This window comes from Sphingomonas endophytica, from assembly GCF_014199415.1.
GTDB lineage: Bacteria > Pseudomonadota > Alphaproteobacteria > Sphingomonadales > Sphingomonadaceae > Sphingomonas > Sphingomonas endophytica.
This window is the reverse complement of record NZ_JACIJN010000004.1, coordinates 83,641-100,399: the sequence shown is the minus strand read 5'-3', so window position 1 is coordinate 100,399 and position 16,759 is coordinate 83,641. Positions and strand designations below refer to the sequence as shown.

Below are 16,759 nucleotides of genomic sequence, written 5' to 3'. Positions count from 1 at the left end.
TCGACCCGCCAAATGGCACCGGCATCGGTACAGTGCAAGGTGTGCGGGCGCGACAAAGCGCGTCGTGGGGCTGGGCCGGACGCTTAGGTGTTCCAGCCGTCAAGGTGATCCCCGCGCCTGCCGCCATCCCCGCGAAGGCGGGGATTCAGACGCAAGGGTCTTCGTGAGAGGCGAGACATCAGGGGTTCTGGGTTCCTGCCTGCGCGGGAATGACGGAGCGGGGCGAGCGACGGGGGTGGGGGGGGGCGCACCCACCCCCACCGGTCCCGCCGGTCAGTCGACCGACAGCGCCAGCTTGCCCTCGCCTTCGTCGACATGGACGCGCGCGCCGTCCTTCACCTCGCCACGCAGGATCAGCTCGGCGAGCGGGTCCTGCAGGTGGCGCTGCACCGCGCGCTTGAGCGGGCGCGCGCCATAGACCGGGTCGTAGCCGACCCGCCCGAGCCACGCGCGCGCCGCGTCGGTGAGGTCGAGCGTGACCTTGCGGTCCGCCAGCAGCTTGCCGACGCGCCCGACCTGGATGTCGACGATCGGCCCCATGTGCGCCTGACCCAGCCGGTGGAACAGGATGATCTCGTCCAGCCGGTTGAGGAATTCCGGCCGGAAGTGCGCGCGCACCACTTCCATCACCTGCGGCTCGACGCTTTCGACCGGCGCATCGTCGGGCATGTTCGCCAGATACTGGCTGCCGAGGTTCGAGGTCAGGATGATGAGCGTGTTCGAGAAATCGACCGTGCGCCCCTGACCGTCGGTCAGCCGGCCGTCGTCGAGCACCTGCAACAGCACGTTGAACACGTCGCCATGCGCCTTCTCGACCTCGTCGAACAGCACGACCTGATAGGGGCGACGCCGCACCGCCTCGGTCAGCACGCCGCCTTCCTCATAACCGACATAGCCCGGCGGGGCACCGATCAGCCGCGCGACGGCGTGCTTCTCCATGAACTCGCTCATGTCGATCCGCACCATCGCGCTGGAATCGTCGAACAGGAATTCGGCGAGCGCCTTGGTCAGCTCGGTCTTGCCGACGCCGGTCGGCCCGAGGAACAGGAAGCTGCCCAACGGCCGGTTCGGGTCCTGCAACCCGGCGCGCGCGCGGCGCACCGCGGTGGAGACGGCGCGCACCGCATCGGCCTGACCGATCACGCGCTTGCCGAGCACCTCTTCCATACGGAGCAGCTTCTCACGCTCGCCCTCCAGCATCCGGTCGACCGGCACGCCGGTCCACCGGCTGACGACCCCGGCGATGTCGTCGGCGGTGACTTCCTCGCGGAGCATCGCGCCCTGCGTCGTCGCCTGCGCATCGGCGAGCTGCTTTTCGAGCGCGGGGATGCGCCCGTAGGACAGCTCGCCGGCCTTGGCGAGATCGCCCTGCCGCTGCGCCTGTTCGAGTTCGAGCCGTGCGGCGTCGAGCTGTTCCTTCAGCTTCGCCTCGCCCGCGATCTTGTCCTTCTCGGCCTGCCAGCGCGTCGTCAGTTCGGCGGATTGCTGTTCGAGATTGGCGAGTTCGCCCTCCAGCGTGTCGAGCCGGTCGAGCGACGCGACATCGGTTTCGCGCTTCAGCCCCTCGCGCTCGATCTTGAGCCGCAGGATGCGGCGGTCGAGCGTCTCGATCTCCTCGGGCTTGCTCTCCACCTCCATGCGCAGCCGGCTGGCGGCCTCGTCCATGAGGTCGATCGCCTTGTCGGGCAGGAAGCGGTCGGTGATGTAGCGGTTGCTGAGCGTCGCCGCCGACACCAACGCGCCGTCGGTGATCCGCACGCCATGGTGCAGCTCATACTTCTCCTTGAGCCCGCGCAGGATGCTGATCGTATCCTCGACGGTCGGCTCGCCGACGAACACCGGCTGGAAGCGGCGTTGGAGCGCCGGGTCCTTCTCGACATGCTTGCGATATTCGTCGAGCGTGGTCGCGCCGACGCAATGCAGCTCGCCGCGCGCCAGCGCGGGCTTGAGCAGATTGCCCGCGTCCATCGCGCCCTCGGACTTGCCCGCGCCGATCAGCGTGTGCATCTCGTCGATGAACAGGATGATGTCGCCATCGGCCTGCTTCACCTCGTCGATGACCCCTTTCAGCCGCTCCTCGAACTCGCCGCGATATTTCGCGCCCGCGATCAGCGCGCCCATGTCGAGCGCCATCAGCGTCTTGTCCTTGAGACCATCGGGCACGTCGCCATTGGCGATGCGCAAGGCGAGGCCCTCAACGATCGCGGTCTTGCCGACGCCCGGCTCGCCGATCAGCACCGGATTGTTCTTGGTGCGGCGCGCGAGCACCTGGATCGTGCGGCGGATTTCCTCGTCGCGGCCGATCACCGGGTCGAGCTTGCCGTCGCGTGCCGCCTGCGTCAGGTCGCGCGCGAACTTCTTGAGCGCGTCGTAGCGGTCCTCGGCGCTGGCGGTGTCGGCGGTGCGCCCGCCGCGCAATTGCGTGATCGCGGCGTTGAGCGCCTCCGGCGTGGCATTGGCGGTCTTGAGCGCCTTGCCCGCGGCGGTGTTGAGGCTGAGCGCGAGCGCGACCAGCAGCCGCTCGACCGTGACATAGGAGTCGCCGGCCTTTTGCGCGATTTGCTCGGCCTGATCGAGCACGCGCACCGCGTCGGCCGACAGGCCGGGCTGGTTCTGCGCGCCCGAGCCGCTGACCGCCGGGATCTTGGCGAGCGCGGCGTCGGTTTCGGTGGTCGCGCGGCGCGCGTCGCCGCCCGCGGCGGTGATGAGCCCGGCGGCCATGCCCTGTTCGTCCTCCAGCAACGCCTTGAGCAGATGCTCGGGCGCGATCTGCTGATGGTTCATGCGCAGCGCGACGGTCTGTGCCGATTGGAGGAAGCCGCGCGCGCGGTCGGTGAATTTGTCTAGGTTCATCTGTAAGCCCTGTCTCTCTTGGGTGTCAGATGGTGTTGCTATTCGGCAACACAAGGGGATCGCTTGCGTCACCGAAGCTAGGATGGCACCGCGAGCCCCGCAAGCATGGAGGCAGAAGTGGCGCGTCGTGTTCTGGTGACCGGGGGCTGTGGGTTCGTGGGGCGCCATCTGGTCGCCAAGCTGGCCGCTGAGGGGGGCAACGAGGTCTGGATCATCGACGACCTTTCGACCGGCAAGGCGCCGGCCGACTGGGAGGTGCCGCAACTCCGCCACGTCGGCGAAGATGGCGGTGTCGCGTTCCACGAGGTCGTCGGCCATGACGCGGTGGTGCGCTTCATCCGCGCCGACTTCGTCGCGGTGGCGCAGGCCGAGCTGGGGATGACGCCGTCGCTGGGGCTCGCCAAGCTGCCGGCGTTCGACGAGGTCTATCATCTCGCCAGCGTGGTCGGCGGGCGCAACGTGATCGACAATGATCCGCTGGCGGTCGGGATCGATCTGGCGATCGACAGCAGCTTCTTCCTGTGGTCGGCGAAGGTCGCCCGGCCGGAGCGCATCCTCTACGCCTCCTCCAGCGCGGCCTATCCGATCGATCTGCAGGAAGCCGGTGAGAGCCGCGCGCTGCGCGAGGATGACATTTCGTTCGAGAAGCGGCTGGGGCTGCCCGATTACACCTATGGCTGGAGCAAGCTGACCGGCGAGTATCTCGGCCGGATCGCGCATGAGAAATACGGGCTGAGCGTCGGGGTGGTGCGGCCGTTCTCGGGCTATGGCGAGGATCAGGACGTGGTCTATCCGTTCCCGGCGATCGCGCTGCGCGTCGCGGCGCGGCGCGATCCGGTGCGGGTGTGGGGATCGGGGCACCAGACGCGCGACTTCGTGCATATCGACGACGCGTGCGCGGCGTGCCTGCTGGTGTGCCGCGGCGTCAGCGACGCGCGGGCGTTCAACATCGGGTCGGGCAAGGCGACCAGCTTCCTCGATCTCGCCGCGCGGATGGTGGCGATCGAAGGCTATGACGCGCCGGTGCTGGGGACCGCGGGCAAGCCGGTCGGCGTGGCGGAACGCTATTCGGATGCGGCGCGGATCAGGGACGAGCTGGGATGGACCCAGACGATCCCGCTCGACGAGGGCATCCGCCGCGCGCTGGATTATGCGCGCGGACGGCTGGCGCGCGGGGTGGAGCCGGAGTGACCGGCTAGAGCCACGTCTTGTCGCGCAGATTGCAATTGTCCATCCGTCGCGCCGCGAGCCGCGGGCCGAGAAAGCGGTAGAAATACCAGTCCTTCGCGGCCGCGGGCGTGAAATGGTAGAGCAGGCGCTCGGCGAGGGTCCAGTTCACCGCGCTGCGGTCCACACGGCGGTTCGACGGCACGCACCACAGGTCGAACGGATAGACGATCCGGCCGTGCTTGACGACGCGCTGCATGACCTCGTGATCTTCCAGCACGTAGCGCCACCAACGCTCGCCATAGCCGCCGGCGGCCTTCAGCGCCTCGGTGCGGAAGGTCTGGCCGTAGCCGCCGCTGTGGGTCTGCCGCGGCCACAGCCGGCTGACGCGCTGGACGTGACGCCGCTTGCGGAGCGCCGCCGCGGCATCGTCGCCGGGTACGTCGGTGCCCATCACCGCCACCACCCCCGTCGCAAAGCCAGCCTCGGCGGTGGCGAGATAATGCGGCGGATAGATCGTATCGGCATCGCCGAACGCGACGAACGGCGTCGTCACCGCCGCAAGACCGCATTCGAGCGCGTGGATCTTGCCGGGACGATGCTCGTGCACATGCACCACGTCGATGTCGGCCAGCGTCGCGCCGATCTGCCGCGCGAGCGCCGCCGACGCATCGGTGGAGCCATTGTCGACCAGCACCAGCCGGAAGGGTCGCAGCGTCTGCGCCGCGAGGCTGGCGAGCGTCGCGGGCAGATAGTCGGCCTCGTTGTAGTAAGGGATGACGAACGACCAGTTCACCGCAGCATTCCCGCGAGCACCTGACAGGCCGCGACGCTGCTATCCAGCCCATGTGTCGCGACGGCATGTTGCCGCGCGGCTGCGCCCATCGTTGCGATCCGCGCCGGATCGTCGAGCAGCGCCGCGGTGGTCGCTGCGAACGTCGCGCGATCGACGCGCAGTCCGCAGTCGGGCGGGATGACATCATCGCCCATCCGCGCGCCGAAGCCGACCACCGGCTTGCCGCACGCCATCGCCTCGACGATCGCGCGCGGGAAATAGTCGCGGCGACCGGCATGGAAATAGACGTGCGACTGGTGGAGCAGGCCGGGCACGTCGCGATGCGGGACATGCCCCAGCCAGTCGATCTTGGGATAGCGTTTCGCCAGCGCCGCCGCATCCGGTCCGCCGCCCGCCACCGCGACGCGGTAGCGTTGCGACAGCGCGCCGACCTCGTCGAAGCTCTTCCACCGCGACAGGCGGCTGACCGCGATCACGTCCCAGCGGATCGGCCGCACCTCGGGATGGAACAGGTCGGTATCGATCGCCTTGGGCAGCCGCAGCATCCGCGTGCGCGGGATCGGCGTGCGCCAGAAGAAGCGCGGATGGGCGAGCGCCTGTTCCTGCACCGCCGATTCCGGGAAGACCATCCTGGCGTGCGGCAGCAACCGGCTCCAGTAATCGCCGCCGATGATGACCGCATAGCGCCGCGCGTCCGGTTTCAGCAGCCGGTCGTACAGATGATAGCCGATCCCGCCGTTGGTGCCGATGACGACGAACAGCGCGTTGGTGACCGCGCGCGCCGCTGCCAGCATCGCGGCGCTGACGTGCTCGCGCGGTGCACGGCGCGGATTGTCGGCGCCGAACAGCCGCACGGTGTAGCGCGTGCCGGCATCGCCCGCTGCTTCGACCACCTGCGGTGTGCGCCCGATCCCCCACAACTCGACTTCCACCCCCATCGCCGATAATATAGCGGGCATCCGACGATCGCGATTGTTCCACGCCAGCCATTCGGCCTGGTCGGCGACGCTGACGTAGGTGGGATAGCTGAGGATGAAGATGATACGCGTCATGCAGTGGTCGCTGGTAGCCGGTTCGCGGGCTCCTGCCCAGCACGCGGAGACGCGCGCATGATCGCGCCCTTCGACGACGCGGGGCCGCGCATTTCCTGCCTGATGGTCACCGCCAATCGCCGCAAGCTGGCGGAGCGGTCGATCAATTGCTTCCTCGCGCAGGATTACCCCAACCGCGAGCTGGTGATCGTCGACGATGGCGAGGAAGATTACGCGCCGATCCTTGCCGCGATCCCCCCCGAACGGCTGATCCACCACCGGCTGGTCAAGGATCCCAAGCGGACGCTGGGCGACCTGCGCAACCTGTCGCTCGATATCGCGCGCGGTGCGTTGATGTCGCATTGGGACGATGACGACTGGTTCGACCCGGCGCGTCTGTCGCGTCAGCAGCAGGTATTGGGCGGCAAGGCGGCGTGCTGGACCACCGCGACGCTCGTCCATCTCGACGATCCGGCGTGGCTGGAGCGGCCCTATGTCGGCTACATCCAGGGGGGCGCACCGAGCACGATCCTGCACGTTCGCGACGACGGGATCCGTTATCCCTCCGAGCGCAAGGGCGAGGACAGCACCTTCCGCGATGCATGGGTGAAGCGCGGCGTCGTGACAATGGACGCCGAATGGGCCGGACTGCTGATCCGCTGTTTCCACGGCAGCAATACGTGGGAACGCAACCACTTCACCCGACGGGTGGCGCTGCGCCCGCAACACGTCATCGAGTGGAACATCCGCAAGCTGTTCGGCACCACCGCCAATTACTCGCAGTTCCGGCTGACGCCGCGGCAGCAGGCGTCGTTCGACGCCTTCTACGCGGAGTCGCGCGCGCTCGGCATCTTCTGACGCGCCACGGCGATGCTGGAGGAACGTCTCGACCGCTGGCGCGCGCTGGCGGAGCGGCCGGCGGCCAAGATCGCGGGCAAGGTGGCGCGGATCGCCTTCTTCGTCGGGATGATCGCGTGGATGATGTTGAAGGTCCGCGCGATCGGCTGGCGCGACGTCGTCGCCAGCCTGCCGGTCAACCCATTGTTCTACATCCTGTTCGTCGCCGGCTTCCTGATCCTCCCGGCGTCGGAGATCGCGGTGTTCCGGACGATCTTCGCGCGGCCGCTGCCGGGCGGACTGCCGATCTACATCCGCAAGCGGATCCTCAACAGCGCGCTGGTCGGTTATTCGGGTGAGCTGTACCTGTTCGTGTGGCTGCGGCGGACGATCGGATTGCCCGCCCGGACGATCGCAATCGGGCTGAAGGACAATGCGATCCTGTCGGCGCTCGCCTCGGGGATAGTGACGTTGCTGCTGCTGGTCGCGTTCGCGGCGGCGGGCGACGCGCGGCGGATCGCGGCATGGCTCGACCCCGGTCCCGCGCTGCTGATCGCGGGCGTGCTGGGGGCGATCTTCGTCGCGCCGTTGCTGTTCCGTCTCCGCAAGCAGTTGATCGCGATGCCGGTACGCCGGATGGCGCAGGTGATGACGATCCATAGCGCGCGGATCATCGCCTCCGTGCTGTTGCAGGCCACGCAATGGGCGGTGGTGCTGCCGCAGGAGCCGTGGAGCGTCTGGCTGGTGTTCCTGACCGCGCAGATGGTGATCTCGCGGCTGCCGGTGATCCCGAACCGCGACCTGCTGTTCCTCAGCGCCGCGCTGGAGATGAGCGGGACGATTCATGGTCCGCGTGAGGCGATGGCGGGGCTGTTGCTGGCGGGCGGGGCACTGACGCAGGGAAGCAATCTGGTGTTCTACCTGCTCACGTCATTGTCGAAGCAGCCGCCGGTGATGGAAGCCGGCGATGTCATCGAGGCGGAGGAACCCGACGGGGACAAGATCGCCGGGATGCCGTGAATGACGGAGTGGAGCTTACCGCTCCACCGCGGCGACATCCGCGCGCGTCCAGCCGCCGCCCATCGCCTGATACAGAGCGACATAGCTGTTGAGGCGGTCGGCGCGCGCCTGCGCGAGCGACAGTTCGGCGGTCAGCAACGTCCGCTGCGCGTCGAGCTGCTCGATATAGCTGGAATAGCCCGCACGGTAGCGGTTGGTGGCGTTCTGGAGCGCGCCGCGCGAGGCGGCGACTTGCTCCGACAATGCCTGCGCCTGTTCGCCGGTGCGGCGCACGCCGGCCAACGCGTCCTCGACCTCGCGGAACGCGGTCAGCGCGGTGCGGCGATAGGCGAAGGCGGCCTGATCGCGGCGCGCGGTCGCGCCGCGTTCCTGCGCGCGCAGCCGCCCGCCGTCGAAAATCGGGCCGAGGATGCTGGCGCCGAGCGAGAACACCACCTCCGGCTGCGCGAGCGCGGTCGACAGCACGAGGTTCGCGGCGCCGGTCAGCGACAGATTGGGCAGCATCGCCGCGCGCTGGCTGTCGAGCGAGCGGTCGGCGGCGACCAAGGTCTGCTCGGCCTGGAACAGATCGGGGCGGCGGCGGAGCAGATCGGCTGGGAGCCCGTCCGGGATCGCCGGGGTGGCGAGCCGTTCGAGCGTCACGCCGCGTTCGATCGCGCGCGGGACGTCGCCGGTCAGCAGCGCCAGCGCGTTCTCTGCGCGCGTGATCGCGAGTTCGGCGGCGGGGACGAGTTGCGCGGTGCTGGCATATTCGGCCTGCGCCTGCCGGTATTCGAGCCGCGAGGTATAGCCGGCCTCGAAGCGCCGCTGCGCGATCCGCAGCGCCTCGGTACGCGCGGCGAGCGTATCGCGCGCGACCGCCAGGCGGTGGTCGAGCGCACGTAACGTGATGTAGCTTTGCGCGGTGGTCGCGGCGACCGCGAGCCGCACCGTATCCGCCGCCGCCGCGGTGGCGAGCAGTTGCGCGCGCGCCGCGCGGGTCGCCTGCCGCAAGCGCCCGAACAGGTCGAGGTCGTAGCTGAGCGTCAGCCCCGGCTGCACGGCCGCCGAGCGCGCGGTGGTGCCGAGCGCGCTGATCTGTTGTCCCTGCGTCTCGGGCACCGCGCCGCCGACCTGCGGGAGCAATTGCGCGCGCGCCAGCGCCTCGGCGGCGCGCGCTTCCTCGACGCGCACGGCGGCGGTCTGGATGTCGAGATTGTTGGCGAGCGCGCGCTCGACCAAAGCGGTCAGCACCGGGTCGCCGAACCCCTGCCACCAGCCGGCCTGTACCGGCCCGCCGACCGGCAGCGCGTTGCGCCACGCCGGGGGCGGGACGACCGCGGCGCTCTCCGGCGCGGCGCGGCGCGGGCCGGGCAGGGCGCAGCCCGCCAGCAACAGCGGGAGCAGCAGCGCGCGGCTCTTGCTCATTGCGGGGCGGGCACGCCATCGGTGTCGACGCGCGCCTGCACCGACATGCCGGGGCGCAGCCGCTCGGCGAGCCGCTGGCCGGGGTCGACGCGGATGCGCACCGCGATCCGCTGCGGCACCTTGGTGAAATTGCCGGTGGCGTTGTCGGACTTCAGCACCGCAAACTCGCTGCCAGCAGCGGGCGAGATGCGCTCGACGCGGCCGGTGAGCCGCGCATTGGCGAGCGCGTCGACGGTGAAGCTGGCGCGCTGCCCGACCGTAATCCGCGCGGTCTGCGCTTCCTTGAAGTTGGCGATCACCCATGTTTCGGGTGGCACGAGGAACATCAGCTGCGAGCCCGCAGTGACATATTGCCCGACGCGCACTCCGACCTCGCTCAGCCGCCCCGCTTCCGGCGCGCGGATCACGGTATTGGCGAGGTCGATTCTGGCGAGGCGCAGCGCGGCGCGCGCGCCCGACACCCCGGCCTGCTGCCCGCCGCGCCCGACCTCGACGGTGCGGATGTCCTGCCGCGCGATTTCCTGCGCGGCCTCGGCCTGATTGAGCTGCGCCTGCGCCTGCCGCAGCGCGGCGAGCGTCTGGTCGCGCTCGCGCAAGCTGACCGAGCCGTCGGTGACGAGATCGTTGACGCGGTTCATGTCGGCCTGCGCGCGCATCAGCTGCGCGCGGGCGTTGGCTACCGCCGCGCCCTGCGCGCCGAACGACGCCTGCCGGCTGGCCGCGGTCTGGGTGGCGTTGGCGAGCGTCGCCTGCGCGTTCTCGACCTGCGCCTGCGCCTGTTCGACGCGCTGCGCGTAGATACGGTCGTCGATCGCGACGAGCGGTTGGCCGGCTTTCACGTTCTCGAAGTCGCGCACCAGCACCCGCGTGACATAGCCCGACACCTGCGGCGCGATCACCGTCGTGCGGCCGCGGACATAGGCGTTGTCGGTCGACTCGTAAGCGGTGGTGAACGGCCACACCCGCCATGCCGCCAGCACCGCGGCGATCCCGGTGACCGCGAGCAGCAGGATCAGCGCGACCGCGGTCCGCGACAGCGCGGGCGGGCGCCACCCCGAGCCAGCCGGCGGGGCAGGGGCCGCAGCGGCGGCGTCTTCGGCCACTTTCTCCTCGGTGGCGGGCGCGGCGGCAACGGGGGAACGGGTATCGGTCATGCGGTGGCCTGAACGCGCGCGCGCCACGAACGGCGCAGCAGGAGGAACAGAAGGTAGAAGAAGGTGAGCGCCGCCAGCACCGCGATCAAGCGGAACATATCGTCATAGGCGAGCACGTTCGCCTCGCGCGTCGCGGCTTGCGACAATAGCGCGCCGCCCTCGGCGCTGCGCAGCGTCGGATCGCCGACGACGCGCGCGACGCCGCTCGCCCCGGACTGGAGGCGCGCCTGCACGATCGGGTCGGTCGGGTCGATCGCCTGCACCAGCGCGGCGCTGTTCGCCTTCTCGCGGACCACCTGATAGGTGCCGAGGATCGCGGTGCCGGCGAGCCCGCCGATCGAATTGAGCACGCCGAACAGCGCGAGGAAGCTGATGACGTGCCCGGCGCCCTGTTGCAGCGCGCGCGTCATCCCGAACAGCAACGACGGCCCGAGGAAGAAGGCGCCCGCAAAGGCGATCGTCGCCTGTGTCGCATAGAGCTGCGGCGCGCGCGTCAGGCTGGTGGAATAGGAATCGACCCACGCGGCGATCGCGACCAGCCCGATCGCGAGCATCACCGGATGCGCGAGCTTGGTCGGGTCGAGCGTGATCGCGCTGATGACAAACCCCGCGACGGTGGCGAGGAAGATGATCGTGAAGAACGGCACCAGCTGATCGTTGTTTTGCCCGAGCACGGTCAGCAGCCCGACCGCGCCATAGGTCTGTTCGGAGAGCACGATCCGCGCCATCAGCGTCACGACCGCGAAGCGGATAATGTCGGCGCTGCCCAGCCAGCGCGTGTTGAGCAACGGATTGGCGCGGTGATGCTCGATGATGAGCGCCGCCGCGAGCATCGGGATCGCGCCGAGCAGCGCCCAGCCGATCCACGTCGATTGCGTCCACCAGACGTAGCGCCCGAGCCCGAGCACCGCCGCGAACAGCCCCATCGACCCGGCAAACAAGGCGAAGGTGACGAAGTCGAGCTTCTCGAACGCCTTCTGCCGCGTCGTCGGCGGCAGGCGGAAGGCGAGGACGGCGGCGAGGCTGAGCGCCGACAGTCCCAGTTCGAACAGGTACAGCGTCCGCCACTGGCTCATCGACAGCAATTCGGGCGAGAACAGCCGCGCGAGCGGTGTGGCGAGCTGCGGGATGCCGATCCCCAGCACGATCGCGCGCAGCCGCCATTTGGCGGGGAAGGCCTGCATTAAATAGTAGAGCGCGAAGGTGTTGAGCGCCGCGCCCGCCATGCCGCTGGCGCCGCGCACCAGCACCGCCGACCAGAAATCGCGCACGAACAAATGCCCGAGCGTCAGCAGCAGGTAGAGCGACAGGAAGATGATCGCGAACGGCCGCAGCCCGAATTGCTGACGGAACTTGATGAGCAGCAGGTTGATGCTGACGTTGGTCATCACATAGACGGTCGGCAGCCACGCGATCTCGGCCGGATCGAGCCCGAGCGCGCCCGCCAGCGGGGCGGTGTTCGCGCTGACCAAAGCATTGCCGAACCCGCTGGTCAGCCCGACGAGGATCGCGACCAAAGCATAGGCGAGCTTGCGGCGGCGCGGGTGGTCGGGCGAGCCCGGCGAGCCGGGCATAACCGGGCGCTCGTGGGGCGCATAGTCCCAGCGTTCCTCGGCGAGAACGGTGCGGAGGCGGGTGAGCAGCGCCACGGCGCTGTTTTTACCGCGTCATTGCGAGCGTAGCGAAGCAATCCAGAGCCGCGCGCGTCCCGCTCTGGATTGCTTCGCTACGCTCGCAATGACGGAGCGGGGGTATGCGTACGCGTGTCTCTCGGGCGTTTCGATGCAGGAGAGAGACATGGGCCCCTGCCTGCGCAGGAGCGACGGTGGGTAGTCGGGCGTCACTCCACCCAATCGAGGCCGAGGTCGCGGTAGACGCCGCGGTCCTCGTCCCAGCCGGGCTTGACCTTGACGTGCAGGTACAGATGCACCGGGCGGTCGAGCAGCACCGCCAGCTCGGCGCGCGCCTTCGCGCCGATCTCCCTGATCCGCGCGCCGCCCTTGCCGAGCACGATCGCGCGCTGCGAGGTGCGTTCGACCATGATCTGCTGGTGGATTTCGGTCGAGCCGTCCGGACGGTCGGTGAACTTCTCTGTCTCGACGACGCTGGCATAGGGCAGCTCGGCGTGGAGTTGCAGGTATAATTGCTCGCGCGTCACCTCGGCGGCCATCGCGCGCTCGGTCGCGTCGGAGACGTGATCCTCCGGATAGTGCCACGGCGCGGCGGGCAGCGCCTTGGCCAGCTCGCGCTTGAAATGCGCGACGCCGTCGCCGGTCTGCGCGGAGATGAAGAACGTCTCCGCGAACGGCAGCAACGCGTTGAGCTTCTCGGCGTGAAGCAGCAATTTGGGCTTGTCGGCGAGATCGACCTTGTTGAGCACGAGATAGATCGGCTCGGGCCGACCCTTCAGCGCCTCGGCGATCTCGGTCACCTTGGGGCCGAGCCCGCCCTTGCCGTCGACGACCAGCGCGATCACGTCCGCGCCCTCGGTGCCGCCCCACGCCGCCGACACCATCGCCCGGTCGAAGCGGCGCTTCGGCTCGAAGATGCCGGGGGTGTCGACCAGCAGCAGCTGCGTGTCGCCGTCGATCGCCACGCCCATCAGCCGGGTGCGCGTCGTCTGCGCCTTGGGGCTGACGATCGCGACCTTCTGCCCGACCAAGGCATTGACCAGCGTCGACTTTCCAGCGTTCGGCGCGCCGACCACCGCAACGAGGCCGCAATGTTGCGCCACGGTTTCCCCGGGCGAATGTTGCGAATGTTGAGACGCTGGCGCGTTGGACTCCGGGAGCGCGTTTTCTTCAGACTCGGTCATTCGCCCGCAATGACATTCTTGAGCCGCGAGAAGAAGCCCTGGCTCTGCGGGCATTCCTCACCGGTCTCGGTTTCGCGGAATTCTTCCAGCAAGGCGCGCTGGCGCGTGCTGAGCTTGGTCGGCGTCTCGACGTCGATCTGGATGACCAGATCGCCGTGACCGCGGCCCTGCAGCACCGGCATCCCCGCGCCGCGCTGGCGGAGCTGCTTGCCCGACTGGATGCCGGCCGGGATCTTTACCTCGTGGCGCTTGCCGTCGAGCCCGGGGATCGACATCGTCCCGCCCAGCGCAGCGGTGGTGAAGCTGATCGGCGCGCGCGCGAACAGCGTCGTGCCCTCGCGCTCGAACAATGCGTGCCGCTTGACGTGGAGGAAGATGTACAGGTCACCGGCCGGCGCGCCGCGCGCGCCCGCCTCGCCCTCGCCGGTCAGCCGGACGCGCGTGCCCTCATCGACGCCGGGCGGAACCGAGACGGCGAGCGTCCTGGTCTTCTCGACGCGACCTTCGCCGCGGCAGTCGCCGCACGGATCGGTGATGACCTGCCCCGAGCCGTGGCAGAGCGGACAGGCGCGCTCGACGACGAAAAAGCCCTGCTGCGCGCGCACCTTGCCGTGGCCGTGGCAATGCTGGCAGGTGTGCGCGTGCGTGCCGGGCTTCGATCCGGTGCCGTGACAGGTGTCGCACGGCGCGGAGATGTCGACGGTGATCTCCGTCTCCTTGCCGTGGAACGCTTCCTCGAGCGTGATCTCCATGTCGTAGCGCAGGTCGGCGCCGCGACGCGTCTGCTGTCGCCCGCCACCGCCGCGCTGGCCGCCCATGAACTCGCCGAACACGCTCTCGAAAATATCGGAGAAGCCGCCGAAATCCTGCGATTGCTGCCCGCCGCCACCGCCGTTGCGGAACGCGGCATGGCCGAAGCGATCATAGGCCGCGCGCTTCTGCGGGTCCTTGAGGCAGTCATAGGCCTCGCTGACCGCCTTGAACTTCGCCTCGGAGTCCTTGCACCCGGCGTTCTTGTCGGGGTGGTACTTCATCGCGAGCTTGCGGTACGACGATTTGATCGTCGCCGCATCGGCGGTGCGCTCGCATTCGAGCAGCTCGTAATAGTCGATTTCGGTCATGCTGGCACTTCTAGCCCTCTCCCCACTGGGGAGAGGGTTGGGTGAGGGGCGGCCACGCACGCTGTCGCTTGTTGCATGACCACCCTACCTCACTACCCCTCACCCCGACCCTCTCCCCGCAGGGGAGAGGGAGGGCGTTTCATTACTTCTGTTCGTCGACTTCCGAGAATTCGGCGTCGACCACGTCGTCCTTCTTGGCCTCTTCGGCACCCGCCTCGCCCTGCGGCGCGGCATCGGCCTGCTGCTGCTTCTCGTAGATCGCCTGACCGAGCTTCATTGCGACCTGCGCCAGCGCCTGGCTCTTCTCGTTCATCTGCTCCGGGTCGCCGCCCTCGACCGCCGCCTTGGCCGCGTCGATCGCCGACTGGATCTCGCCCTTGAGCGATTCGTCGACCTTGTCGCCGTTGTCGGCGAGCTGACGCTCGGTGGTGTGGATCAGCGATTCGGCGTTGTTCTTCGCCTCGGCGGCCGCCCGGCGCTTCTTGTCCTCCTCGGCGAACGATTCGGCGTCACGGACCATCTTGTCGATGTCGGCGTCCGACAGACCGCCCGACGCCTGGATCTTGATCTGCTGCTCCTTGCCGGTGCCCTTGTCCTTGGCGGACACGTTCACGATGCCGTTGGCGTCGATGTCGAAGGTCACCTCGATCTGCGGCACGCCGCGCGGGGCGGGGGGGATGCCGAGCAGGTCGAACTGGCCGAGCAGCTTGTTGTCCGCCGCCATCTCGCGCTCGCCCTGAAAGACGCGGATCGTCACCGCCTGCTGATTGTCGTCAGCGGTCGAATAGGTCTGCGACTTCTTGGTCGGGATCGTGGTGTTGCGGTCGATCATGCGCGTGAACACGCCGCCCAGCGTCTCGATGCCCAGCGACAGCGGGGTCACGTCGAGCAGCAGCACGTCCTTGACGTCGCCCTGCAGCACGCCGGCCTGGATGGCGGCGCCCATCGCGACGACCTCGTCCGGGTTGACGCCGGTGTGCGGGTCCTTGCCGAAGAACTGCTTCACGACCTCACGGACGCGCGGCATGCGGGTCATGCCGCCGACGAGCACGACTTCGCTGATCTCGCTGGCCGACACGCCGGCATCCGCCAGCGCCTTCTTGCAGGGATCGAGCGTGCGCTTGATGAGATCCTCGACCAGCCGCTCCAGATCGGCGCGGGTGATCGTCTTCACCAGATGCTTCGGGCCGTTCTGGTCCGCGGTGATGAAGGGCAGGTTGACCTCGGTCGACGCCGCCGACGACAGCTCGATCTTCGCCTTTTCGGCGGCTTCCTTGAGCCGCTGGAGTGCGAGCTTGTCCTTGGCGAGGTCGATGCCCTCGTCCTTCTTGAAGCCCTCGGCCAGATATTCGACGATCTTGTTGTCGAAGTCCTCGCCACCCAGGAAGGTGTCGCCGTTGGTGGCCTTCACCTCGAACACGCCGTCGCCGATCTCGAGGATCGAGACGTCGAACGTGCCGCCGCCGAGGTCATAGACCGCGATCGTCTTGCCGTCCTGCTTGTCGAGGCCATAGGCCAGCGCCGCCGCGGTCGGCTCGTTGATGATGCGCAGGACTTCGAGGCCGGCGATCTGCCCGGCGTCCTTGGTCGCCTGACGCTGTGCGTCGTTGAAGTACGCCGGCACGGTGATGACCGCCTGCGTGACCGTCTCGCCGAGGTACGATTCGGCGGTTTCCTTCATCTTCTGGAGCGTGAAGGCGCTGATCTGCGACGGGCTGTAATCCTTGCCGCCGGCCTGCACCCAGGCGTCGCCATTGGCACCCTTCACGATGTGATAGGGGACCAGCTCGGTATCCTTCTTGGTGACCGGATCGTCGAAGCGGCGGCCGATCAGGCGCTTCACCGCGAAGATCGTGTTGTCACCATTGGTGACGGCCTGACGCTTGGCGGGCTGCCCGATCAGTCGCTCGCCATCCTTGGCGAAGGCGACGATCGACGGCGTGGTGCGCGCGCCTTCCGCATTCTCGATAACCTTGGCCTTGCCGCCTTCCATCACGGCCACGCACGAATTGGTGGTGCCGAGGTCGATACCGATAACTTTTGCCATGAGTGCTTTACCTAGCCCCTGCATATTGTGACTTCATCGCCGCCACGCCCCGTTACGGCAGCGCAACCGCGTGTGACGAAGGGCGATATAGGTGACGTGATCCGGCCCGCAAGATTGCCGCATGCTGTCGGCGGGAACCATTGCCTGTTCGCCGCGTGCGCCGTAGGAGGAGCGCATCATGCAGACCGCCCGCATCTATCAGCGCCCGAAGAACGCCATGCAGTCCGGCAAGGCCCGTACCGATACGTGGCAGCTCGAGTTCGAGCCCGGCGAGGCGAAGCGCCCCGATCCGCTGACCGGCTGGGCCGGCAGCGGCGACACGCGCGACCAGATCCGGCTGTTCTTCCCGACCTGCGAGGCGGCGGTGGCATATGCCGAGGCGCAGGGGCTGGCGTATACGGTGATCCCGACGCCGGAGAAGAAGCTCAAGCTGCAAAGCTACGCGGATAATTTCCGCTGATTTTTTGATGTGATGGGGGCCAGCGCTTTGCCCCCGAGCGCCGTCGCCCCT

The 16,759-nt window shown here is 68.4% G+C and carries 13 protein-coding genes; 4 read left to right on the top strand and 9 right to left on the bottom strand.

Annotated features, from left to right (window positions below):
* Nucleotides 1–273: 273 nt before the first annotated feature.
* Nucleotides 274–2,853 (bottom strand): ATP-dependent chaperone ClpB, encoded by a 2,580-nt coding sequence (clpB, locus tag FHS97_RS07500; protein ID WP_184035310.1) that lies wholly within the window; start codon nucleotides 2,851–2,853, stop codon nucleotides 274–276.
* A gap of 117 nt (nucleotides 2,854–2,970) precedes the next feature.
* Between clpB and FHS97_RS07495 the strand changes: the two genes are divergently transcribed.
* Complete coding sequence (locus FHS97_RS07495; protein WP_221233189.1) at nucleotides 2,971–4,044, top strand: NAD-dependent epimerase/dehydratase family protein; 1,074 nt, start codon at nucleotides 2,971–2,973, stop codon at nucleotides 4,042–4,044.
* Between the two features lie 4 nt (nucleotides 4,045–4,048).
* Here FHS97_RS07495 and FHS97_RS07490 read toward each other — a convergent pair whose 3' ends face one another.
* Both FHS97_RS07490 and FHS97_RS07485 read right to left on the bottom strand, forming a co-directional pair.
* A complete protein-coding gene (locus FHS97_RS07490) occupies nucleotides 4,049–4,816 on the bottom strand; it encodes a glycosyltransferase family 2 protein (protein ID WP_343053396.1) in 768 nt (255 codons plus the stop codon).
* Nucleotides 4,813–5,868, bottom strand: coding sequence for a glycosyltransferase (locus FHS97_RS07485; RefSeq protein ID WP_184035305.1), 1,056 nt, complete (start codon nucleotides 5,866–5,868; stop codon nucleotides 4,813–4,815). The genes FHS97_RS07490 and FHS97_RS07485 overlap by 4 nt, the downstream gene beginning before the upstream one ends.
* A 57-nt stretch (nucleotides 5,869–5,925) precedes the next feature.
* On the opposite strand from FHS97_RS07485, the gene FHS97_RS07480 reads away from it, so the two are divergent.
* Both FHS97_RS07480 and FHS97_RS07475 read left to right on the top strand, forming a co-directional pair.
* Nucleotides 5,926–6,705 carry a glycosyltransferase family A protein gene (locus FHS97_RS07480; protein WP_184035302.1) on the top strand — a complete coding sequence of 260 codons (780 nt, stop codon included), beginning with the start codon at nucleotides 5,926–5,928 and terminating at the stop codon, nucleotides 6,703–6,705.
* A gap of 12 nt (nucleotides 6,706–6,717) precedes the next feature.
* Nucleotides 6,718–7,704 (top strand): hypothetical protein, encoded by a 987-nt coding sequence (locus FHS97_RS07475; protein ID WP_184035299.1) that lies wholly within the window; start codon nucleotides 6,718–6,720, stop codon nucleotides 7,702–7,704.
* A 15-nt stretch (nucleotides 7,705–7,719) separates the two neighbouring features.
* On the opposite strand, the gene FHS97_RS07470 is transcribed toward FHS97_RS07475, so the two are convergent.
* From FHS97_RS07470 to dnaK, 6 genes are all read right to left on the bottom strand, one after another.
* Nucleotides 7,720–9,111, bottom strand: coding sequence for an efflux transporter outer membrane subunit (locus FHS97_RS07470; protein WP_184035296.1), 1,392 nt, complete (start codon nucleotides 9,109–9,111; stop codon nucleotides 7,720–7,722).
* Nucleotides 9,108–10,265 (bottom strand): HlyD family secretion protein, encoded by a 1,158-nt coding sequence (locus FHS97_RS07465; RefSeq protein WP_184035293.1) that lies wholly within the window; start codon nucleotides 10,263–10,265, stop codon nucleotides 9,108–9,110. Before FHS97_RS07465 ends, FHS97_RS07470 begins: the two co-directional genes overlap by 4 nt.
* Nucleotides 10,262–11,914 carry an MFS transporter gene (locus tag FHS97_RS07460; protein WP_343053395.1) on the bottom strand — a complete coding sequence of 551 codons (1,653 nt, stop codon included), beginning with the start codon at nucleotides 11,912–11,914 and terminating at the stop codon, nucleotides 10,262–10,264. Before FHS97_RS07460 ends, FHS97_RS07465 begins: the two co-directional genes overlap by 4 nt.
* A 191-nt stretch (nucleotides 11,915–12,105) precedes the next feature.
* Nucleotides 12,106–12,999, bottom strand: a complete 894-nt coding sequence (era, locus tag FHS97_RS07455) for a GTPase Era (RefSeq protein ID WP_425506297.1) — start codon at nucleotides 12,997–12,999, stop codon at nucleotides 12,106–12,108.
* A 77-nt stretch (nucleotides 13,000–13,076) separates the two neighbouring features.
* A complete protein-coding gene (dnaJ, locus tag FHS97_RS07450) occupies nucleotides 13,077–14,201 on the bottom strand; it encodes a molecular chaperone DnaJ (RefSeq protein ID WP_184035287.1) in 1,125 nt (374 codons plus the stop codon).
* A gap of 142 nt (nucleotides 14,202–14,343) precedes the next feature.
* Entirely contained in the window at nucleotides 14,344–16,248 is a 1,905-nt protein-coding gene (dnaK, locus tag FHS97_RS07445; protein ID WP_184035283.1) for a molecular chaperone DnaK, read from the bottom strand.
* A gap of 178 nt (nucleotides 16,249–16,426) precedes the next feature.
* On the opposite strand from dnaK, the gene FHS97_RS07440 reads away from it, so the two are divergent.
* Nucleotides 16,427–16,708 (top strand): ETC complex I subunit, encoded by a 282-nt coding sequence (locus tag FHS97_RS07440; RefSeq protein WP_028966732.1) that lies wholly within the window; start codon nucleotides 16,427–16,429, stop codon nucleotides 16,706–16,708.
* The last annotated feature ends 51 nt before the right edge of the window (nucleotides 16,709–16,759 follow it).

Coding starts and splice junctions, on each gene's coding strand:
- clpB (WP_184035310.1), bottom strand. CDS start 2,853: ATGAACCTAGACAAATTCACCGACCGCGCGCGCGGCTTCCTCCAATCG.
- dnaJ (WP_184035287.1), bottom strand. CDS start 14,201: ATGACCGAAATCGACTATTACGAGCTGCTCGAATGCGAGCGCACCGCC.
- FHS97_RS07440 (WP_028966732.1), top strand. CDS start 16,427: ATGCAGACCGCCCGCATCTATCAGCGCCCGAAGAACGCCATGCAGTCC.
- FHS97_RS07475 (WP_184035299.1), top strand. CDS start 6,718: ATGCTGGAGGAACGTCTCGACCGCTGGCGCGCGCTGGCGGAGCGGCCG.
- FHS97_RS07470 (WP_184035296.1), bottom strand. CDS start 9,111: ATGAGCAAGAGCCGCGCGCTGCTGCTCCCGCTGTTGCTGGCGGGCTGC.
- FHS97_RS07465 (WP_184035293.1), bottom strand. CDS start 10,265: ATGACCGATACCCGTTCCCCCGTTGCCGCCGCGCCCGCCACCGAGGAG.
- FHS97_RS07485 (WP_184035305.1), bottom strand. CDS start 5,868: ATGACGCGTATCATCTTCATCCTCAGCTATCCCACCTACGTCAGCGTC.
- FHS97_RS07480 (WP_184035302.1), top strand. CDS start 5,926: ATGATCGCGCCCTTCGACGACGCGGGGCCGCGCATTTCCTGCCTGATG.
- dnaK (WP_184035283.1), bottom strand. CDS start 16,248: ATGGCAAAAGTTATCGGTATCGACCTCGGCACCACCAATTCGTGCGTG.